Source organism: Aeromonas sp. BIGb0445, assembly GCF_024809075.1.
GTDB classification, from domain to species: domain Bacteria; phylum Pseudomonadota; class Gammaproteobacteria; order Enterobacterales; family Aeromonadaceae; genus Aeromonas; species Aeromonas rivuli.
This window is the reverse complement of sequence record NZ_JANUES010000018.1, coordinates 32,607-52,992: the sequence shown is the minus strand read 5'-3', so window position 1 is coordinate 52,992 and position 20,386 is coordinate 32,607. Positions and strand designations below refer to the sequence as shown.

Annotated in this window: 15 protein-coding genes and 5 tRNA genes; 13 read left to right on the top strand and 7 right to left on the bottom strand. The window is 58.4% G+C overall.

What is annotated here, in order from left to right; genetic code table 11:
• Positions 1-102 precede the first annotated feature (102 nt).
• From M2367_RS19865 to orn, 4 genes are all read right to left on the bottom strand, one after another.
• Positions 103-178, bottom strand: a tRNA-Gly gene (locus M2367_RS19865).
• A gap of 30 nt (positions 179-208) precedes the next feature.
• Positions 209-284: transfer RNA gene (locus M2367_RS19860), tRNA-Gly, on the bottom strand.
• 56 nt (positions 285-340) lie between these two features.
• Positions 341-416, bottom strand: a tRNA-Gly gene (locus M2367_RS19855).
• Between the two features lie 289 nt (positions 417-705).
• Positions 706-1,251 (bottom strand): oligoribonuclease, encoded by a 546-nt coding sequence (gene orn / locus M2367_RS19850; RefSeq protein ID WP_042040969.1) that lies wholly within the window; start codon positions 1,249-1,251, stop codon positions 706-708.
• A 93-nt stretch (positions 1,252-1,344) separates the two neighbouring features.
• Here orn and rsgA point away from each other — a divergent pair, with 93 nt between their 5' ends.
• From rsgA to M2367_RS19830, 4 genes are read left to right on the top strand one after another with little or no spacing between them, the layout of a single operon-like run.
• The gene (gene rsgA / locus M2367_RS19845) at positions 1,345-2,379 is read left to right on the top strand and encodes a small ribosomal subunit biogenesis GTPase RsgA (protein WP_042040970.1); all 1,035 of its coding nucleotides are present in this window, start codon (positions 1,345-1,347) and stop codon (positions 2,377-2,379) included.
• A 42-nt stretch (positions 2,380-2,421) separates the two neighbouring features.
• Positions 2,422-3,312 carry an archaetidylserine decarboxylase gene (gene asd / locus M2367_RS19840; protein ID WP_404972889.1) on the top strand — a complete coding sequence of 297 codons (891 nt, stop codon included), beginning with the start codon at positions 2,422-2,424 and terminating at the stop codon, positions 3,310-3,312.
• Positions 3,309-3,605, top strand: coding sequence for a VF530 family protein (locus tag M2367_RS19835; RefSeq protein ID WP_259238110.1), 297 nt, complete (start codon positions 3,309-3,311; stop codon positions 3,603-3,605). Before asd ends, M2367_RS19835 begins: the two co-directional genes overlap by 4 nt.
• Entirely contained in the window at positions 3,595-3,843 is a 249-nt protein-coding gene (locus tag M2367_RS19830; protein WP_042040972.1) for a DUF2960 domain-containing protein, read from the top strand. The genes M2367_RS19835 and M2367_RS19830 overlap by 11 nt, the downstream gene beginning before the upstream one ends.
• Positions 3,844-3,963: 120 nt before the next feature.
• Here M2367_RS19830 and M2367_RS19825 read toward each other — a convergent pair whose 3' ends face one another.
• Positions 3,964-4,458 (bottom strand): hypothetical protein, encoded by a 495-nt coding sequence (locus M2367_RS19825; RefSeq protein WP_259238107.1) that lies wholly within the window; start codon positions 4,456-4,458, stop codon positions 3,964-3,966.
• A gap of 176 nt (positions 4,459-4,634) precedes the next feature.
• Between M2367_RS19825 and M2367_RS19820 the strand changes: the two genes are divergently transcribed.
• A complete protein-coding gene (locus M2367_RS19820) occupies positions 4,635-6,599 on the top strand; it encodes a bifunctional diguanylate cyclase/phosphodiesterase (RefSeq protein ID WP_259238106.1) in 1,965 nt (654 codons plus the stop codon).
• Positions 6,600-6,784: 185 nt separating this feature from the next.
• Here the strand turns inward: M2367_RS19820 and rraB are convergent, their stop codons facing one another.
• Positions 6,785-7,120, bottom strand: a complete 336-nt coding sequence (rraB, locus tag M2367_RS19815; RefSeq protein WP_042040974.1) for a ribonuclease E inhibitor RraB — start codon at positions 7,118-7,120, stop codon at positions 6,785-6,787.
• 378 nt (positions 7,121-7,498) lie between these two features.
• Between rraB and M2367_RS19810 the strand changes: the two genes are divergently transcribed.
• From M2367_RS19810 to M2367_RS19790, 5 genes are all read left to right on the top strand, one after another.
• Complete coding sequence (locus tag M2367_RS19810; RefSeq protein WP_259238104.1) at positions 7,499-9,772, top strand: immune inhibitor A; 2,274 nt, start codon at positions 7,499-7,501, stop codon at positions 9,770-9,772.
• Between the two features lie 192 nt (positions 9,773-9,964).
• A tRNA-Phe gene (locus M2367_RS19805) sits at positions 9,965-10,040 on the top strand.
• Positions 10,041-10,045: 5 nt separating this feature from the next.
• Positions 10,046-10,121: transfer RNA gene (locus M2367_RS19800), tRNA-Asn, on the top strand.
• A 246-nt stretch (positions 10,122-10,367) separates the two neighbouring features.
• Positions 10,368-11,642, top strand: coding sequence for an alpha/beta hydrolase (locus M2367_RS19795; RefSeq protein ID WP_259238103.1), 1,275 nt, complete (start codon positions 10,368-10,370; stop codon positions 11,640-11,642).
• Positions 11,643-11,719: 77 nt separating this feature from the next.
• Positions 11,720-15,337, top strand: coding sequence for an ATP-binding cassette domain-containing protein (locus M2367_RS19790; protein ID WP_259238102.1), 3,618 nt, complete (start codon positions 11,720-11,722; stop codon positions 15,335-15,337).
• 57 nt (positions 15,338-15,394) lie between these two features.
• Here M2367_RS19790 and M2367_RS19785 read toward each other — a convergent pair whose 3' ends face one another.
• Positions 15,395-15,604 carry a YgdI/YgdR family lipoprotein gene (locus M2367_RS19785; protein WP_042041059.1) on the bottom strand — a complete coding sequence of 70 codons (210 nt, stop codon included), beginning with the start codon at positions 15,602-15,604 and terminating at the stop codon, positions 15,395-15,397.
• Positions 15,605-16,457: 853 nt separating this feature from the next.
• Between M2367_RS19785 and M2367_RS19780 the strand changes: the two genes are divergently transcribed.
• From M2367_RS19780 to M2367_RS19770, 3 genes are all read left to right on the top strand, one after another.
• Positions 16,458-18,998, top strand: coding sequence for an SLBB domain-containing protein (locus M2367_RS19780; protein WP_259238099.1), 2,541 nt, complete (start codon positions 16,458-16,460; stop codon positions 18,996-18,998).
• Positions 18,999-19,046: 48 nt separating this feature from the next.
• Positions 19,047-20,006 carry a Wzz/FepE/Etk N-terminal domain-containing protein gene (locus tag M2367_RS19775; protein ID WP_259238098.1) on the top strand — a complete coding sequence of 320 codons (960 nt, stop codon included), beginning with the start codon at positions 19,047-19,049 and terminating at the stop codon, positions 20,004-20,006.
• A gap of 86 nt (positions 20,007-20,092) precedes the next feature.
• Entirely contained in the window at positions 20,093-20,338 is a 246-nt protein-coding gene (locus M2367_RS19770; RefSeq protein ID WP_259238097.1) for a hypothetical protein, read from the top strand.
• Positions 20,339-20,386: the final 48 nt, after the last annotated feature.

Sequence of the window (20,386 nt, the reverse complement as noted above, 5' to 3'; positions counted from 1 at the left end):
AACTCGCGACCCCGACCTTGGCAAGGTCGTGCTCTACCAACTGAGCTATTCCCGCATCGATTCGACTGGCGTCGATGCATCTGCAAACACGGCTTCTTCGATTGGAGCGGGAAACGAGACTCGAACTCGCGACCCCGACCTTGGCAAGGTCGTGCTCTACCAACTGAGCTATTCCCGCACCGGGTACTGCTGGCGATCTGCAACTGCTTGGAGCGGGAAACGAGACTCGAACTCGCGACCCCGACCTTGGCAAGGTCGTGCTCTACCAACTGAGCTATTCCCGCATCATCTCGGTGTGAAACCGATGCAGCTGCATATCAATTGCTTTTTGAATCGATGTTGGAGCGGGAAACGAGACTCGAACTCGCGACCCCGACCTTGGCAAGGTCGTGCTCTACCAACTGAGCTATTCCCGCACAATCATCAATAAAAAAATCGTGCAGCATTTGGTTGCTTGCGCTACTACACGGGAGCCGAATTATAAGAGCAGAGTGATCAATTGCAAGGGCTTTTTTGTCGGGCAGAGTCCGTTCGCTCAAAAGCTGGTCGAACTGTCGATTTTCCCAACCAATGATGCCACTCCCCCTCTGCCTTGCCATCGAAACGGCCCCACGCAGAGGAGTAACCGCCGCTGACGCTGACAAGGGCTGCGCCCTTGTCACTACCCTTCGGCCATGCTGGCCGCTTGGTGCAGATAGCGGCCCCTTAAATCTTGAAGACGTGGCCGCGGTAGAACTGCAGCTCGGCAATGGACTCGCGAATGTCGTCCAGCGCCTGGTGAGAACCGCTCTTGGTGAACTGATCCAGCAACTCGGGCTGCCAGCGGCGTACCAGCTCCTTGATGGTGCTGACATCGATGTTGCGATAGTGGAAGAAGGCCTCCAGCTCGCCCATGTGTTTGACCATGAAGCGGCGATCCTGACCGATGCTGTTGCCGCACAGCGGGCTGGTGCGCTCCGGCACCCACTGCCGGATGAAGTCGAGGGTCTCCTTCACGGCGCGGGCTTCGTCATACTCGCTCGCCTGTACCCGAGCCACCAGGCCGGAGCCGGTATGTGTGCGCACGTTCCACTCATCCATCTTGGCCAACTCCGCCTCGCTCTGATGAATGGCGAGCACCGGGCCCTCGGCCAGCACATTCAGATCCTTGTCGGTGATGATGGTGGCTATCTCGATAACCACATTCAGTTCCGGGTCCAGCCCCGTCATCTCCATGTCGATCCATACCAGGTTCTGCGCGCTGACACTCATGCTTGTTCTCTCTCTATTGGGAGGAATGGCGGAACTTTGCCAATTTGCATGTATCATACTGGCTTTGGATCTGTTCATAAACTGGCGAATCGAGTGGCAAAGAAAGCAAAACTCAATCTGGGTCAACAAAGGCGCGTCCAGGTCAACCGCGACAAGCGGCTGCAAAAAGAGCACAACAACCAGGTCGATGACACCCTGTTCGGCCCGGCTATCGAAGGCATGGTGATCAGCCGTTTCGGCCAGCATGCGGACGTGGAAGCGAGTGATGGCAGCATCCACCGCAGCAACCTGCGCCGCAGCAGCATCACCAGCCTGGTATGCGGCGATCGTGTGGTATGGCGTCCGGGCCTCAACGAGGCGACTCCGGGCGTGATAGAGGCGGTACACCCCCGCCACTCGGTGCTGACCCGCCCCGATTTCTATGACGGCGTCAAACCCATCGCCGCCAACATAGACCAGATCATCATCGTCTCGGCGGTGATGCCCGAGTTCTCGACCAACATCGTCGACCGTTATCTGGTAGCCGCCGAAGATGTCGAGATCCAGCCGCTCATCGTGCTGAACAAGGTCGACATGCTCGATGACGCCGCCCGCGTGCGCATCGATGGCCAACTGAGCGCCTACCGCAAACTCGGCTATCAGGTGATCCTGGTCAGTTGCGAGAGCGGTGAGGGGCTCGAGGAGCTCAAGGCCCAGTTCAACGGCAAGATCAGCATCTTCGTCGGCCAGTCCGGGGTGGGTAAATCCTCCCTGGCCAATGCCCTGATGCCCGGCCTGGGTGTCTTGACCGGCGAGATCTCCGAAAACTCGGGGCTCGGCCAGCACACCACCACCACGGCGCGACTCTATCACTTCCCGAGTGGCGGCGATCTCATCGACTCCCCGGGGATCCGTGAGTTCGCCCTCTGGCACCTGGAAGCCGATCGCATCACCTGGTGCTTCGTCGAGTTCCGCGACTACCTGGGGGGCTGCAAGTTTCGCGACTGCACCCACAAGGAGGATCCCGGTTGCGCCCTGCGCACCGCGGTCGAGCGGGGCGACATCAGCGCGGATCGCTTCTACAACTATCACCGCATCCTGGAAACCATGCAGGAAGCCCGCCATGGCCGGCAACAAGCCCGGCTGTGACCCACTAAACCCCTCTTTCTATTAAAAGAGCAGATGAACATCATGAGCATTACTGACAACCTGAAGATTGCCGGTCAATACTGTCTGCCCAAGCATGCCCTCTCTCGCTTGCTCGGCAAGCTGGCTGCCGCCGAGGCGGGCAACCTCACCACCAAGGTGATCGAGGCCTTTATCAAGCAGTACCAGGTCGACATGAGCGAAGCGCTCCATGAAGACCCCGCGTTCTACAAGAGCTTCAACCACTTCTTTACCCGCGAGCTCAAGCCGGGGATCCGTCCCCTGGTTGACGATCCCATGACCCTGGCCCTGCCGGTAGATGGTACCGTCAGCCAGCTCGGCCCCATTAACCAAGGCCGTATCATCCAGGCCAAGGGCCACGACTACAGTGCCCGCGAGCTGCTGGGTGGTGATGAGGATCTGGTTGCCCCCTTCAAGGATGGTGACTTTGCCACCATCTATCTGGCCCCCAAGGACTATCACCGCATCCATATGCCCCTGGATGGCGTGCTGGAGAGCATGGTGTTCGTGCCCGGCGACCTCTTCTCGGTCAACCCGCTGACCGCCGAAAACGTGCCGAATCTGTTTGCCCGCAATGAGCGGGTGGTCGCCACCTTCCGCACCGCTCATGGCCCCATGGCCCTGGTGCTGGTCGGCGCCACTATCGTCGCCAGCATCGAGACCATCTGGGCTGGCAACATTGCGCCAGCTAAGCAGAAAGGACCGACCAAACAGAAAGAAGTGGTGCGTTGGGACTACAACGGCGATGAGGCCATCACCCTGCAAAAAGGGGCGGAAATGGGGTTGTTCAAACTCGGCAGCACAGTAGTCTGTCTGTTTGGCCCGGGTATGCTGGCCAGCTTCGATGCGCCGCTGGCGCCCGGCGTCACTACCCGCATGGGTCAGCCCTTTGCCACCCTGGCGAGCGATGCATGAGCGAACCGACCGATAACCCCCAGTCCGACCAGGTTGCGGCCGACAAGGCCCAGCCCAGGAATCCACTCCATGGCTTGACCCTGGAGGCGATCCTGACCGACCTGGTGGCGCACTACGGCTGGGAGGCCCTCGGACAGCAGATCAATATCCGCTGCTTTACCGACGATCCCAGCATCAAATCCAGCCTGAAGTTTTTGCGCAAGACCCCCTGGGCCCGGGAGAAGGTCGAGAGCCTCTATCTGTACGTCCAGCGCAAGCAGTCCAAAAAGAAGGAAGGCCCCCATGGCGTTTAAAATTACCTACACATACAAGAGTCAGGCCAAGGAAATCGGCTATTCCAACGACAAATTCCGCAGCATCTATGATGCCATCGCGGCCGCCGAGGGGCTCGACCTCAAGGCATTCCACGCCATGGAGGCCCAGTTGGCTCAGGTGTGCCGCCGTGACAAGAAGAGCGTGAAGGATTATCAGGAGAACCACTTCAAGGAGCTGGGTTTCTCCGCCATCACCATTTTCCGCGACGAAGAGTGAGCGTGGCGACAATAAAAAACCGGGCCTTGGCCCGGTTTTTTATTGCTGCGTTTTTCATGCCTGCCTGTTTGATGACTCGGCCAGGCAGCCACGCAAGGGCCGGGTCGTTCAGACCCCCTCTTAATTACCCAGGGTGGCGAACAGTCCCTGCTCCAGGGTACCGCGCGAGACGCAAACGGGTGTAATGGAAGGCGCGGCAACCCGCTCACCAGAACCTTCGACGAAGAACAGTTCGGTATTGCCCTTGACGTTGACGGTAGCCACGCTGTTGGTACCGCTCTGGGTGACGATCAGGTTGATCTGCAAGTTGGGGTTACCCAGTGCGACTTTGGATCCCATGGTGCCGCAATCGAGCCACTCCAGACCATCGGCCGCATTCTCGACATTGGCCGTCATCAGACCGGTGGCACGCTGGCTGGTCTCGATCTTGAGGCCGTGGTCGGCAAACCACATCTCGGCGCGAGCCCAGACCAGATCGACCGGGATCTGCATCTCCTGGGTGTTATTGGTCGCCTTGGCGATCGGCGGGTTATAACGGTACTGCTCACCACCATTGTTGTCCGCTGCACAGCCTGCCAGCAGCAGCGCTAGGGCGCTCCCCATTATCTTTTTCATCTGTCTCTTCTCGTCTCATCATGAGGCCATAGGCCAACCGGCGGCTATTATGGCGCCAGCGTCAACGGCTGTCAGCAGGACAATAAAGAAATGATCGAGGCCCGAGCGGGCTTTACAAAAAGAGTGTCCTATCATAGATTTGCTCGAAACTTGCCCTTTGAGCCCACCTTCACACCTTGTTCACCCCAGATCAGTTGCAAGCCATCATAGATCAACTCCCCATCAGCATTTTCTGCCGGGGTGCAGATGGCCGCTACCTGCTGGTCAATCGCCATTTTGCCCTGCATGCTGGCGCCACACATCCGGGCGAGCTCATTGGCAAGAGGGATGCGCAGCTCCCCTGGGGAGACGTATTTCACGAGGAGGACAGCCAGATCCTGGCACGGGGTGAGCCCTTGCTGCACCAGCAACAGCTCTGCCTGCGTGACGATAACGAGTTCTGGATAGAGACCCACAAGGTTCCTATCTACGACGAGGAGGGAGCCCCCCTCGCGCTGTTTGGCGTCGTGAGCGAGATAGGGCAACACAAGGAGCTGGAGCAGACCTTCAAGCAGCAGCAGCTGTTGCAGCGCCGCTTGCTCGACGCCATACCGGATCCTATCCGGTTCGAGGATCACGACGGCCGGGTGCTCGACTGCAACCAGGCTTTCCTCGATTTCATGGGGTTGCAGGCCAGCGAGGTGCTGGGCCAGAACGTCCGTCAGCACCTGCCCCCCCAGATGCCCATGGGCCGTGGTGAATATTGCCTGCTCGATGCCAAGGGGCAGGGTCGCCATCTGGAGATCATCAGAGTTGAGGTGCCAGACGACAACGGCCTCTCCCTCGGGATACTCACGCTGAGTCGCGACATCACCGGGCTGCGTACCACCCAGGCCCAGTTGCAGCAGGAGCAGCATTACGACAGCCTCACCGGCTTGCTCAAACTCTCCCATTTCTTGCAGACCAGCCGCCATCTCGGCGGGCGCCCAGCCAGTCTGCTGCTCATCGATCTGCAACATTTTCGCGAGATCAACGACAGGTTCGGCATCCGCATCGCCGATCGCCTGCTCAACCAGGTCGCTCAGCGCCTGCAACGCCTGACTCCGGCCAATGCCTTGCTGTGCCGGGTCGCCGCCGATGACTTCGCCCTGTTACTGCCCGAGCTGGACAAACCCCTGGCCGAATGGAGCCAGCGCCTGCAAGGGGAGCTGATGGCACCCTATCAGGTCGAAGAGCATCGCATCCAGATCACCTGCTTCCTTGGCATCGCCCAGGGACGAGCCAATGACGCCGAGCGCCTGCTGGGCCATGCCGAGGCCGCCCTGGCCGAAGGCAAGCGCCTGCAGCAGCACTGCACCCTGTTCGATCCCGAGCTCTACCAGCAGTTGCAACGCCGCAAGCAGCTCAGCGCCGACTTGCCCCAGGCGATCCGCTCGGCCGAGCTCACCGCCGTCTACCAGCCCATCATCTGCGCCAGGCAAGACAAGCTGCATGGCGCCGAACTGCTCTGCCGATGGCCCCACCCAACCCTTGGCATGGTGGCGCCGGACGAGTTTATCCCCCTGGCCGAAGAGCTGGGGCTCATCGGGCGACTCGGCGAACTGATGCTCGAGCAAGGCTGTGCCCAGCTCGCGCGCTGGCAACAGGTGTGGCCAGCTCTCATGCTGTCGGTCAACCTCTCGCCACTGCAGTTCCGCGACCCCGAGCTGGGCCAGCGCATCCAGGCCTGCGCCCTGCGCCATGGCATAGCCCCCGCGACCCTGGAGCTGGAAATTACCGAAGGGGTATTGATGGAGAATGCCGACGAGATAGAGCAGAACCTCTCCAGCCTGATCCAGGCTGGCTTCCAGCTTGCCATCGATGACTTTGGCACCGGCTACTGCTCCCTCGCCTATCTGCCGCGCCTCGAAGTCGCCACCCTCAAGCTGGATCGCAGCTTCACCCGGGATCTGGTGAGCAATGCCGCCACCACGGCCATAGTGCGTTCCGTCATCGGCCTGGGCCATGAACTCGGTATCCAGATCACCGCCGAAGGGGTCGAGACCCAGGAGCAGCGCCGCTGGTTGACCGAGGCGGGCTGTGACAGGCTGCAGGGCTACCTGTTCAGCCGCCCCCTGCCCCCTCAGGAGTTCGGTCGCAGTTACGGCCTGAGCGATACCTGAGCCCTGGGGCTCCATCCCGCATCTCATCGCCCGCCTGCGCTGTCACAGCTAAAAAAGCGGTCACCCTGGGGTGACCGCTTTTTTAGCTGCTGTACTCCCGGCGCCCTCCATGGCGGCGGTTTGGCCTTCCCTCACCACCCATCTGGCGGCGCCGGGCCCGGGAGATACGGCCTCACCCCTGGATATTACTCCTGGAAGTAAGTGCCCCAGCCATCGTAATCCACCCCGTATTTCTCGAGGATGGGACGCATCTTCTCGATGTCGGCGAGAATGCGCTCCACATTCAAGGCGCATTCGGCCGTGGCATCGAAACAGAAGATAGTGGCGCCGTCATCCAGCTCCATCTCTTCGGCATCGGTCACTTCGAAGCCCGCCTTGAACAAGTCCACCGCCGCCTTCTCCAGCAGATCGAAATCCTGGCAGGCGAAGTGGTGCTCTATCTCGTAGTCGAGCTCAGGGTTGCTGCCGTCGGCCAGCAGTTCGGTCACTATTGCGGTCGTTTCGTCGCGCCACTCTTGCATATCCAGACTCATGTTGCCTCCCAGGCGGTATGGTTGCGCAAAGCATACCTGTCCGGCGCGCCCCGCTCAACGAGTGTCGGTGTCCATCTGCCCTTTGTTCAGGCGCGCTCCCTCTCCCCCAAATGGGGACATGCCCATTTTGGGGGCCAATCCGCACTATCTGCCATACATCACCTGATGGGCCGCACATCCAGCAGACAAGCGCATCCAAACCAGAACAAATGAGTCACCAATAGCCTCTTCTCCAGAACAAGAATGCAATGAAGCCGCGATGACAAAGGGTACGCATCGGGTTATCAAGGGTCTGCAAGCCGAGCTTGCCGACGAGAGAGGAGCCCCTGCTGGCTCCTTTTTTTCACGTGATGGAGCACGTTAATAATGACTAAAAAAACCATACTGAGCCTGCTGATTGGCTCGACCCTTATGATTGGAAACCAGGTCAGCGCCGCCCCGGTGCATGGCCCCTTCGATGCCCCCCTGGCCGATGAGGCCAAGGTGCTGGAGATGCTCAAGAAGAGTGGCAAGATTGCCACCTTGGCCTCGCCCGAGATGGAGCAGGCCGCCCTGGCCAGCTTCTACCGCCAGAAGGCGCGTGCCCACCAGGGCCATGGTGCGCTGGCGGTGCAGGAGGGCAAGGTGCGCGAGCGCATCCTCAAGAAGATCCGCTTGAACGGCACGGCCCGTCCCGGCGATCGCATCCCCACCCTGCTGCTCAAGTCCATCGAGAAAGAGCACTATCGGGGCGCCAAGCGGCAGGACAAGATCCTCGCCATTCTGGTCGACTTCCCCGACTACCCGAAAAACAGTGTCCGCCCCGAGCTGACCAAGATGTATTACCCGGACTACACCCCGGCGCACTACAACGACCTGCTGTTCTCCCCTAAGGGTTACCAGGGCCCCAATGGCGAGACCTTCATCTCGATGCGCCAGTTCTACGAGCAGCAATCCGGCCAGAGTTACAGCGTGGGCGGTCAGGTGGCTGGCTGGTACACGGCCAGCAAGCCTGCCGCCGACTATGGCAATAACCAGAACGAAACGGCGGTGCGGGAGCTGGTGAAGGAGGCGCTGATCCAGGTCGCCAATGACCCCAGCATCGATCTCGCCGAGTTTGATCAGGAGGATCGCTACGACTTGAACGGCAACGGCAATCGCAACGAACCCGATGGCCTGATCGACCACCTGATGATCTTCCACGCCAGCGTGGGGGAAGAGGCCGGTGGCGGCGATCTGGGTGAAGATGCCATCTGGGCCCATCGCTGGAACCTGGGCAACCCCTACCCCATTCCCGGCACCAGCAGCCCGGCCGGTAACTTCAACGGCCAGTATGCCGCCTACGACTACACCATACAGCCCATCGATGCGGCGGCCGGGGTCTGCGCCCATGAATATGGCCACGATCTCGGCCTGCCGGATGAATACGACACCAAGTACACCGGCAAGGGCGAACCCGTCGCCACCTGGTCCGTGATGTCTTCCGGCTCCTGGGCGGGGGTGATTGGCGGCACCGAACCGACCGGCTTCTCCGCCTGGGCCAAGGAGTTCCTGCAAGCCTCCCTCGGCGGCAACTGGCTGCACGGCAGCAATGTGCATGTCGACGATCTTAGCCGACGCGGCAACGTCTATATGCTGGATCAGGCCAACGACAAGGGACGCAACGATGATGTGTTGCGCATCAACCTGCCCCCGAAACAGGTGCCCCTCAATCCCCCCTACGCCGGCCAGTTTGAATACCATGGTGGTAACGGCAATGATCTGGACAACCGCATGGTCCTCAACCTGGACTTGACCGGCAAGCAGAGTGCGACCCTTGGCTTCAAGGCCTGGTACCAGATAGAAGATGGCTTCGACTACGCGCGGGTGCTGATCAACGGCCAGCCCATTGCGGGCAACCTGACCACCTCGGACGATCCGAACGGCATCGGTTTTGGTATCGGCATCACGGGCCATTCGGGGGGCTGGGTCGATGCCGACTTTGACTTGAGCCCCTGGGCCGGTCAGCAGATCCAGCTCAGCCTGCAGTACCTGAGCGATGGTGGCGTGGCCGAGCAGGGTCTGTTCGTGGACGAGATCCAGATAGTCGCCGACGGCGAGACTCTGGTCAGCGACGGTGCCGAGGCTGCCTCAGCCTTCAGCCTGGTCGGCTTCGTGAAGAGCAATGGCAACGAGGCCAAGGATCACTACTACCTGGCCGAGTGGCGCAACCATGCGGGCGTCGACAAGGGGCTGGCCCACATCAACGTGAGCGACCAGCTGATGCGCTACGAGCCGGGCCTGCTGCTCTGGTACGTGGATAACAGCCAGAGCAACAACTGGGTCGGACAACACCCGGGGGAGGGTTTCCTCGGCGTGGTGGATGCGGATCAGCGCCCGCTCACATGGAGCGATGGCGCCGTGGCCAGCACCCGCTACCAGATCCATGATGCAACCTTCAGCCTGGGGATAGCCAAACCGCTCATCCTCAACCACCCGAGCGGCTCCTTCCTGCAGGATCTGTGGATAGCGCCCAAACGCATCTTCAAGGATGGCAACAGCTATCAACAGGCTGCCATCCCGGATGCCGGCAAGCGCCTGCCCCAGCTTGGCCTCAAGATAGCGGTCACCGGTCAGGCCAGGGACATGAGCACCGGCAGGATCATCGTCAGCAAGCAGTAACATTGATGTCAGTCGAGGCCCCTGCGGGGGCCTTTTTGCTGCCCCCAGTCCCGCGTTCGGCCAGCGCCTCCCGATTGATCGGCCAGTCACTGGCCAGGAAAACAGCGGATTGCACAGATGTCGAGCGAACGGCGAATTTATCCGGCCCTCAGGTTGACAGTGTCATCTCAAAAGGGTTTAATGCGCGCCGTTGCCCAGATAGCTCAGTCGGTAGAGCAGGGGATTGAAAATCCCCGTGTCGGCGGTTCGATTCCGTCTCTGGGCACCAATAATTCCTCCTTAGTTCAGTCGGTAGAACGGCGGACTGTTAATCCGTATGTCGCTGGTTCAAGTCCAGCAGGAGGAGCCAAATTTTTGCAAAAAGCCCGCTCAATGAGCGGGCTTTTTGCATCTGCGTGGCGGCACACCCAGCTTGGCGCGCGGCCACCACAGGGCGGGTAAGCGAGACGTCGTCAACCCGACTTCTCGCTCTGGATCCCGAGCGGGACGGGACAAATCACCAAACTTGCGGATGCAGCCAAAACCGGCGTGACCGGCTCCTGGGCCATGGTTATGATGTGGGTCCCCCAGTTGCCTCGTTTCGGGAGTACACCAGATGAATCGCCCCTTGAGTTATGTGCTGGATGGCATCCAGTGTGAGCCTCGCCTGTTCACAGTGCCACTCGACCATCAGCATGAGGACGGCCCTGAGCTCACTCTGTTTGCCCGCACCCTCTGTCGCAAGGACAAGCTGGATGCCGACTTGCCCTGGCTGCTCTACCTGCAAGGGGGACCCGGCTTTGGCGCGCCCCGCCCTACCAATCAGAGCGGCTGGCTCAAGCGCGCCTTGCAAGAATTTCGCGTCGTGCTGCTCGATCAACGGGGCACCGGCCACTCTACCCCGGTCAACGCCGAGGCGCTGGCGCACCTGAGCCCCGCTGAACAGGCCAGCTACCTAAGCCATTTTCGCGCCGACAGCATAGTGCGCGATGCCGAACTGATCCGTGCCCAGCTCTCCCCACACCGTCCCTGGAGCCTGCTCGGTCAGAGCTTTGGCGGCTTCTGCTGCCTCAGCTATCTGTCGCTCTTTCCCAAGGCCCTGCACGAGGTCTATATCACCGGCGGCGTCCCGCCAATGGGCCGCAGTGCCGAGGAGGTCTATCGCGCCACCTACCTGCGGGTGGCCGACAAGAACCGCGCCTTCTTCGACCGTTTCCCCCATGCGCAGGCACTGGTCAATCGCCTCGCCAAACATCTGCACCAGCATGAGGTCAGGTTGCCCAATGGGCAGCGTCTGACGGTAGAGCAGTTGCAACAACAAGGGTTGGATCTGGGGGCCACTGGCGCCTTCGAGGGCCTCTATTTCCTGCTGGAAGACGCCTTCATCGGCGAGCGGATCAATCCCGCCTTCCTCTACCAGATCCAGGCCATGCAGCCCTTCAACGCCCACCCCATCTTCGCCATCTTGCACGAGGCCATCTATGCCGAGGGGCGGGCGAGCGACTGGGCGGCCGAGAGGGTTCGCCGAGAGTATCCCGAGCTGGCCTGGGCGCCGGGCCAGGACCTCGCCTTCACCGGCGAGATGATCTACCCCTGGATGTTCGAGCAGTTCCGCGAGCTACTTCCTCTCAAGGAGGCGGCCCAGCTGCTGGCAAAGAAAGCGGACTGGGGCCCGCTCTACGACCCCAGCCAGCTGCAACAAAACCAGGTGCCCGTGGCCTGCGCCGTCTATGCCGATGACATGTATGTGGAGTTTGATTTCAGTCGTGAAACCCTCAAGGGCCTTGGCAACAGCCGCGCCTGGATAACCAACGAATACGAGCACAACGGCCTGCGCGCCGATGGCGAATATATTCTGGACAGGCTCATCAGGTTGAACCGGGATCGCTAGCACCGCCCCCTGAGTGGGGAGAGGGCGGCAAGTTCGCCCGAATGTGGAAGCAAACAATAACAATAAGGAAAGTGAACTTGGATCATCCGGAACTCTCGGCCGGCTGGCTGAGTCGTCTCTTCTATCACTGGACCGGCCCCTTGCAGCGCAAGGGATTGCAGGAACCCAGCGTCAGTCTGGACGATCTCTACCCCCTGCTGCCCCAAGACAACAGAGATGCGCGAGCCGACGCCTTCCTGGCCCTGACCGCCCGCCTGCCGGTGGGTCCCTGGGCCATCACGACCTACATCTGGCGCCACTATGGCAGCCGCATCGCCCTGCTTACCTTGCTGCAACTGCTGGCCATGCTGGCCACTCTGGCCAGTCCCTGGCTGCTCAACCATGTCATGACGCAGCTCGGTACTGGCGCCGCGACCGAGCACAAATTGCTGCTGGCCTTCGCGCTGTTTGGCTCTGTGCTCGCCGCGGGCATGCTGGCAGAACATGCCCTGCAACTGGCGCTCAAGATGCACGTCCCTATCCGCCGACTGCTGGCCGAGGCCCTGCTCGCCAAGGTGATGAAGCTCGGCGGCAAGAGCTTCGATGACAGAGCCGGCGGCCGAGTGCAGAACCTGATCAATCGCGATGTCTGGGACATCACCTGGATTCTTGCAGACCCCGCCATGCCAATCACCATGCTGTTGCAGCTGGCGGGTACTATAGCCCTGCTGGTGTGGCAGGTGGGCAGCGCCGGCCTGGTAGGCTGCGCCGTGCTGACCCTGTTGCTGCTGCTCTCGACCCGATTGATCCGCCGCATGAACCAGCAGGAACAGCACCTCAAACACAGCCAGGATGAGCGCAACGGCATCTTGGCCGAGTACATCAAGAAGCTGCGACTGGTACGCCAGAACGGGCTGGGCCCATTCTTCACCCGGGCCGCGGAGCAGAAACGTCAGCAGGAGCTCAGGGTGCTTGGCCGAGTGCTCAGGCTCGATGCCATCAATGATGCCCTCATGCTGGGGACACCGCTGCTGGTCACCCTGGCCACCTTCACCACCTACCTGGTGTCAGGCCAGAACCTGACCCTGCCCCAGGTGTTCACCACCATAGCCCTGTTCGCCGTGCTGCGTATTCCCATGCAGCGCCTGCCCTACCTCATCCGTACCCTGATCAACTTCAATACCGGCTTCCAACGGCTGTGCGAACTGCTCAACAGCCCGGAGCAGCATCGCCAGCTCGATGATGACAGCCTGACCAGGGGCACAGTGCTCCTCAACAAGGTGAGCGCCCATCACCAACAGCACCCGGTGCTGAGCGACGTCAACCTGACCATCAACCCGGGCGAGTTAATCGGCATCACCGGCAAGACGGGAGCGGGCAAGAGCTGTCTGCTGCACCTGATTGCCGGCTTCGATGATGACTTCGAAGGGGAGATCCGCCGTCACGGCAGGGTCGCCCACCTGGGTCACAAGCCCTGGCTGATGAATGACAGCATCCGCAACAACATACTGTTCGGGCAGCCCTGGGATGAGGCTCGCTACCTCTGGGTGCTGGAGGCTTGCACCCTGACCGGAGATCTCGCCCTGCTCGGCCACGGGGATCAGACGCTAGTCGGCGAACTCGGCACCCGGCTCTCCGGGGGACAGCAGCAGAGGGTAGCCCTGGCGCGAGCGCTCTACACCCAGGCCGACATACTGCTGCTCGATAATCCGCTCTCGGCACTGGATCCCATGGTCTCGGCTCAAGTGTTGCGCCTGGGGCTAACGTTCCGGCCCGGTCCGACCCGGCTGCTGGTAAGCCATGACCCCGAGGTGCTGGCGCACTGCGACCGGGTATTCTCCATTGAGCAAGGATCCTTGACCGAGCTGGCCCCCCGCCAGCTCGCCGACTTGCCCGTGCCGGTATCCGAACAAACTCTCCTCGTCCCCCAGGAAGCCGAGCTGTTCAATGAGGAGAAAATGGTCGAAGGCAAGGTGGATTGGGGACTGTTTGGCTTTCTGTGGCAGCGGCTCCAGGCTCCCGGCCTTATCCTGTTGACCCTGCTGCTGGCCCTGGGTCAGGAGGGGCTGCGCATCGCCTCGGATCTCTGGCTGGGCGGCAAGGCTGCCAACACTGAACTGGCGCCCCTGCTCGGCACCTACATGGCCCTGGGGCTCGGCTCCCTGCTCTGTATCACCCTGGTACGGGTGCTCAACTACAAGCTGGGCCTCAAGCTTGCCTGGAGTCTGTTCGAGGGCATGCTCGGCCGCATCAGCCGTGCCCCCATGGCTTTTTTTGACAAGGTGCCCCAGGGCAGGATCCTCAATCGCTTCGACAGGGATCTCGCCGAAACCCAGGAGACCTTGTTGCCCATGATGAGCGGTCTGTTTGGCATGCTGATCTCGGTGCTGCTGCAAGTGTTGGTCATCGGTATCAATCTGCCGCTGTTGCTGCTGGTGACGCCCCTGGTCGGCGGCGTGCTCTACCTGCTGCAGCGCCGTTACCGCGCGGTGCAGCTCAAGCTCAGACGCCAGGCATCCGTGCTGCGCTCGCCCCTCTATATCAGCATCAGCGAGACCATTCGTGGTGCACCCGCCCTGCGTCTGGCCGGGGCCGAGCGTTACGCCCTGGATCAGGTGCTGGTTCACTATGACAACAACCTGCGCAGCTGGTACACCACCACCTCCATCAACCGCTGGCTCGGCCTGCACCAGACCCTGCTCTCCGCCGCCCTGGTCGGCGCCGTGGCACTCATGGTTGCCCTGAGCGACAGCACGCTATTCGGGGCCGTGGCCATCACCTATGCCTTCACCACCTCGGCCATGCTCAATGCCCTGATCCGCACCTTTGCCGAAGTCGAGCAGATGATGAATGCCGTCGAGCGGGTGCGCGAATACAGCGAGATTGCCAGTGAACGCCAGGAGGGAGAGCCGCTGCGTACTCCTCATCCCCCAGTGCGCTTCGTCAACCTTGGTCTGCGCTATCCCGAGGCGAGCCAGTGGGCCCTGCACAAGGTCAACTTCGAGCTGGCTCCCGGTGAGAAAGTTGGCGTGTGCGGGCGCACCGGGGCGGGGAAAAGCTCACTGCTCGGTGCCTTGCAGGCCATGTACCCTTATGCGCAGGGGGAGATCTATTATGGGGAGCAACCACTGTCGACCCTGGCCCCCGAGGCCGTGCGCGCCCTCTATGACACCGTATCCCAGACGCCACTCACCTTCTTCGGCACCCTGCGCGCCAACCTGGCTCCCCTTGAACAGCAACATGATGTGCCCTCCGGCAGCACCGAGCTGCAACCTGACAATCTCAGCGCCGAACACAGCGACGCTAGGCTGACAGAGGCCCTGCAACGGGTGGGACTGGGTGAACGCTGCGCCGGCAGGCTGGATGAGGATCTCGACAGGCTTCAGCTCTCCGCAGGGGAGACCCAGTTGCTGGTGATCGCCCGCATCCTGTTGTCGCAGCGCCCGCTGATCGTGCTGGATGAGGCGACCTCGGATCTCAGCCACAGTGGCATGCGCGAGATGGCCGAGTTGCTCTATCGCTATAGACCCGATGCCAGCTACCTGGTGATAGCCCACCATCTGGAGCCGCTGCTCTCCCTCGACAAGGTAGTAGTCATGGAAGCCGGTACTGTGGTGGAGCAGGGCTCGCCGGTCGGCCTGCTGGCCAACCCTGGATCGCGCTTCCATCAGCTGTTTGCCCGCCAAGTCAATCGGCAGATCGATCAGATAGCCTGACCACACACGGCAGAGGGCTGCCCATGGGCAGCCCTCTTACCAAGAGAACAAGTTGGATCAACGCTCCATTATCTGAGTCACATCGTCCTTCCTGATCAGCATCTCCCTCCCCTCCTCATCGTAATACCGATACATGCCAGTGCTCTCATCCAGCTTGGGTCTGCTATCAGTGGTGATCAGCTTGCCATCCCGAGTGCTCATTATGTATTGGGAGCTGCATGCCGTGACACCCAACGCGCAGCAGAGTAACACCATGGAAAATCTCATCGCCTGCTTTCCTTGCCCGCCCCTCACCATGAGGGGAACACTCCAACAGCCTAGCTGAAGCGAATTTAAATCAATAATAAAAACAAGAAAGTCAACCACCAGAAAGAAACCTAAAAACCAACAATCAAGCACAAAAACACAACAGCATTTATACAAACACTCCTTCATCTCAGCACAAAAAACCATGAATGGCTCTAATGGCACCCATTTATTGAGAATTGTCTGATATTTGTTGCAAAAAAATACATTTTTGATAGATTCCGCCACTGAATTCAAATGGCAACCTAATTACTAAAACCATCAATAATAAATCTTTTTCGCCCACCTAAGTGCGACACAGGTTGTCTGGTGAACAGGTTAGGCAACAAATAATTCACAAAGCATGCCGGGATGTCATTCGGATGCGGTAGCTATGCCCATTTTTCCCTACATCTTGTCGATGGGATGAGACTCTTTATTGAGTAATTTGGTCGCACAGTTGGCAAGATAGTGATTTGTGCCATAAGTCAATACTGATTTTCTGTGAGCTCCATGTCATGTCATCCGCTATAAATGTCAATTTTTCGTAATTTACAATTTTAATACGTTTATTTCATGTGACTCGTAAATACTTAAAATAATTTCACCACAGAAAATAAAAATATATTTAATAGGCCCAGTTCCTTTCAGGGTGTGATGCACAGCAATAGTTAATATAGTCAACATGGAATGTCAGATACGTTCTGGCAACCATTTCTAATAGTTAGAACAAACACATTTCAAGGCTTTACCAAAAATGAAATTCATAACAGCGCCATGGATACTTGCTGCGGTTAGCTTAAATGCGTTCGCCGCACCGCAAATAAGCCCACAGATGATGGAACAGTTCAAGCGTCTATCGCCTGTAGAACAGCAATCATTGGCAAAACAATATGGTATATCAACAGAGCAACTGAAAAGCACAAGCGCCATTACCCCTGTCACGCCATCAGTCCCTGTTGCAGCCCCACGTGAACTCGATTACACCCAGGTATCCCAACGTCCGCTCATTGCTGGTGTGGCGCAACCCGGAGACTTACAGCCATTTGGGTATAATGTATTTGCCGGTGAGCCCATCCTGGATGCCCCTATTACCGACATGCCAGTTGCAGATGACTATGTTATTGGCCCTGGAGATGAAATTCATGTTCAACTCTACGGTAAAGAAAATGCGGTTTACGATTTGAGTGTCGGCCGGGAAGGCTTTATTGATTTTCCCAGTCTCGGCCCTATCTCCGCCAGTGGCTTAACCTTCCAGCAATTCAGAAGTGACCTTGAATCCAGGATCAAGGAGCAGATGATTGGTGTAAATTCCTTCATCAGCTTTGGTTCAATGCGTTCCATGCAGGTGTTTGTCATGGGAGACGCCTACCGCCCAGGTGCTTACAATGTCAGTGGCATGGCGACCGTGACTCAGGTATTGCAGGCCGCTGGTGGCATAGACACAGTCGGTTCCTTGCGAAAAATCCAGGTAAAACGCGCAGGGCAAAAAATCATCGATGTGGATCTCTACAAGATGCTTGTCTGGGGTGATACCAGCCAAGACATCCGTTTACAGGCCGGAGATACAGTGTTTGTGCCTGCCAAGGGCAGTGAGGTCGCCATCAACGGGCTGGTCAAGCGCCCCGCCATTTACGAGCTGAGGAATTCGGCACCACTGGCGGATGTGCTCGCACTGGCTGGCGGCGTCAAAGCCGCCGCGTTGCAAGAAGTTTCCGTAGAACGTCACACCGACAGCGGTCTCAGGGTATTCAACCTGACACTGGCCAACGCCCATGATCGCCTGTTCAGTATTCGGGACGGGGACAAGATATCGGTCAAACCGAGCAGCACCGAATATAGCCAGGCCATTGTGGTCAAAGGCGCTGTGGTTCGTGACGGCGTCTATAGCTTCTCTCCCGGTACTCGGGTCAGCACCATCTTGCAGAGTGTTGAGCGAGACCTCATTTCGGCTACCGATTTGAGTTACGCACTCGTGGTCAGAGAGATTGATTCCCAACGTAATATCAACGTGATTCAATTCAACTTGGGCAATGCCCTGCAACACCCTGGTGGCAAGGATGATGTCCTGCTTCAGGCCCGGGATCAGGTGCTGGTGTTCCGAAATGATGCTACTGACCGCCTCAGAGAGACAGCCACAACCTCAACCAAGGTGAAGGATCTCAAGGCGAAGTCTCGAGAACTGGACAACGCTGCCATGATGCGCACAGATGCATCCACCGGCGCCAATGTCACAAACGATGAATTGAATACCGATAGCCAGATCAAGCTCTCTTCACTTTCCGATAAAACCGCAACAGATGCCGTTGTGGCGGACTCCAGACAAGCCTTGTTGGCGCCAGTCATCGAGCGCCTGAAAGCGCAGTCGACTCAGGGCCAGCCGGTCAAAATCATGGAAGTCAGGGGGGAAGTGAAATACCCGGGCCTCTACCCACTGACCGAGAGCAGTCGCATGTCCGATGCCATTCTCGCCGCCGGTGGGTTCAATGAGCAGGCCAACATTGTCGAACTGTCCCGCGTCAATGAGCGTGGTGACAGCATCCTGGTCCAGAATGAGCGATTCTCCCTGGATACAGCCAATAGCCCGTACAGTTCGCCCCTACTGCAATCCAAAGACAATATCAACGTCCTGCCCCACCCACAGTGGCGGGAAGAAGCGACCGTCCAGGTCTTCGGTGAAGTGAAATTCCCCGGCACATATACCGTCCGACGCGGAGAAAGCCTGCACGATCTGATCGAGCGGGTGGGTGGCATTACGGCCTACGCCAATCCCAACGGGGCGATATTTGCTCGTAAGGCCTTGCGCCAGCAGGAAGAACAACGGTTGGTGATGCTGCGGGATGAGCTTCGCCAAGAAATATCGACCATGACCTTGCGCAGACAGAGTACCATTGCCAACTACAGCAGCTCTCCTGCCGAAGCCATGACGGTTGTGAATCAACTGGAGAACAGCAAGGCCATTGGGCGGATGACCATAGATATGCCAGCACTGCTCTCCGGAGAAAAGCAATCCGATATATTGCTGGAGGATGGCGATAAATTATATATCCCGACCATGCAGAATGTGGTCTCCATCGCAGGGATGGTGCAGTTCCCATCAGCTCACATATACAAAGGGGATACCAGCATCAATGAATATATCAGTCTTGCTGGCGGAACAAAGAAGCAGGCCGATACCGATCGCGTCTATGTGATAAAAGCCAACGGCAGTGTGATGTTGCCTAATGACAGTTGGTTTGGTGGACGAAAGAGTCTTGAGCCTGGCGATACCATCATAGTCCCGGTGGACTCTGATTATCTGGACAACCTGAGCATTATGTCCTCAGCAACTCAGATTATGTATCAATTGGGTGTGGCCTGGTCCGCAATAAAATAATGCTATTGAACGCATCAGTTCATATTCCATAGGACTCATTACATCATAATGGAAGCACAAAAAGTGAATGTCATTCCCTTACCGAGAGATATGTCTCCGGTAAGTGATGAAATTGACCTGCGGGAGTTAGTGGTTGCCTTGTGGCATGGCAAGTGGTGGATTTTTTCCACCACTTTCATTGCCACCGGTCTCGCCGTCGCCTTCGCACTCTGGAGCCCCAATATCTATCGCGCCGAGGCCTTGCTGACTCCCTCTCTTGAGCAGCAAGGTGGTGGACTCTCCGCGCTGGCATCCCGCTTCGGTGGGCTAGCCAGCCTGGCTGGTGTCGATCTTGGCAACAAAGGCGGAGATAAGGCCTCGATAGCCATCGAAGTGGGCAAATCACGGCTGTTTCTTGGAGATTTCATCCGCCACCACCAGCTGGCTGTCCCTCTGCTCGCCGCTACCGGTATGGATAAAACCACCGGCGAGTTGATCATCGACCCTCAGATCTACGATACGGTGACCCAGAAGTGGGTGCGCGAATTACCTGCTGGCAAGTCACCCGAGCCCACGGACTGGGAACTGATCAAGGCTTTCAGGGGGCTGGTCTCCCTCAATAGCGATCCCAAGACCGGATTGTTGACAGTCAACGTTGAATTTTATTCACCACAACTGGCCAAACAGTGGGTGGACTGGTTGATCAATGATCTCAACCACACCATGAAACAACGGGATCAAGAGGAGGCAAAGCGCAATATTTCCTATCTGACCGAGCAATTATCCAAAACCTCCGTCGCCGATATGCAGAAGGTTTTTTATCAACTGATCGAAGAGCAGACCAAGGCCTTGATGCTCGCCGAGGTCAATCAGGAATACGTATTTAAGGTACTTGATCCTGCCGTCATCGCCGAAGAGAAAATAAAACCAAAACGGGCACTGATTGTTGTATTGGGTGCACTATTGGGCGGCATGTTGGGAGTGATGATAGTTTTGGTTCGGTTTGCATTCCGTCATGATAAAAAATAATGGATGCAAATTAACCAAAAACGATGGTTTGCCATCATAATAGAGTAGAACGAACCTCGACTATTCTGATTTTATAAGGGAAATATATGAAGAAGAGTGTTTTGATTATGACTGCCCTGCTGGCCCTGTCCGGCCAGACCATGGCTGCCGAGACTGGTGGTGCTGCTGCCGGTGCAGGTGCTGCAGGCAGCGCTGCCGCTGGTGGTCTGACCGTTGGCGCCATCGCTGTTGGTGTCGCCGCTGCGGCTGCCATCGGCGTCGCCGTCGCCGTTGCCAGCAACGACAAAGACGACAACAGCTCCACCTCGACTGTGACCAGCACAGCTCGTTGATATTACGATTTAAAGACTGCCTGAGGGCAGTCTTTATTTTTATACCGA

What these genes read in the sequence shown, in the direction of transcription:
- orn (WP_042040969.1), bottom strand. Translation starts at nt 1,251, where the DNA reads ATGAGTGTCAGCGCGCAGAACCTGGTATGGATCGACATGGAGATGACG.
- asd (WP_404972889.1), top strand. Translation starts at nt 2,422, where the DNA reads ATGAGCATTACTGACAACCTGAAGATTGCCGGTCAATACTGTCTGCCC.
- M2367_RS19835 (WP_259238110.1), top strand. Translation starts at nt 3,309, where the DNA reads ATGAGCGAACCGACCGATAACCCCCAGTCCGACCAGGTTGCGGCCGAC.
- M2367_RS19830 (WP_042040972.1), top strand. Translation starts at nt 3,595, where the DNA reads ATGGCGTTTAAAATTACCTACACATACAAGAGTCAGGCCAAGGAAATC.
- M2367_RS19825 (WP_259238107.1), bottom strand. Translation starts at nt 4,458, where the DNA reads ATGAAAAAGATAATGGGGAGCGCCCTAGCGCTGCTGCTGGCAGGCTGT.
- rraB (WP_042040974.1), bottom strand. Translation starts at nt 7,120, where the DNA reads ATGCAAGAGTGGCGCGACGAAACGACCGCAATAGTGACCGAACTGCTG.
- M2367_RS19810 (WP_259238104.1), top strand. Translation starts at nt 7,499, where the DNA reads ATGACTAAAAAAACCATACTGAGCCTGCTGATTGGCTCGACCCTTATG.
- M2367_RS19795 (WP_259238103.1), top strand. Translation starts at nt 10,368, where the DNA reads ATGAATCGCCCCTTGAGTTATGTGCTGGATGGCATCCAGTGTGAGCCT.
- M2367_RS19785 (WP_042041059.1), bottom strand. Translation starts at nt 15,604, where the DNA reads ATGAGATTTTCCATGGTGTTACTCTGCTGCGCGTTGGGTGTCACGGCA.
- M2367_RS19780 (WP_259238099.1), top strand. Translation starts at nt 16,458, where the DNA reads ATGATGGAACAGTTCAAGCGTCTATCGCCTGTAGAACAGCAATCATTG.
- M2367_RS19775 (WP_259238098.1), top strand. Translation starts at nt 19,047, where the DNA reads ATGGAAGCACAAAAAGTGAATGTCATTCCCTTACCGAGAGATATGTCT.
- M2367_RS19770 (WP_259238097.1), top strand. Translation starts at nt 20,093, where the DNA reads ATGAAGAAGAGTGTTTTGATTATGACTGCCCTGCTGGCCCTGTCCGGC.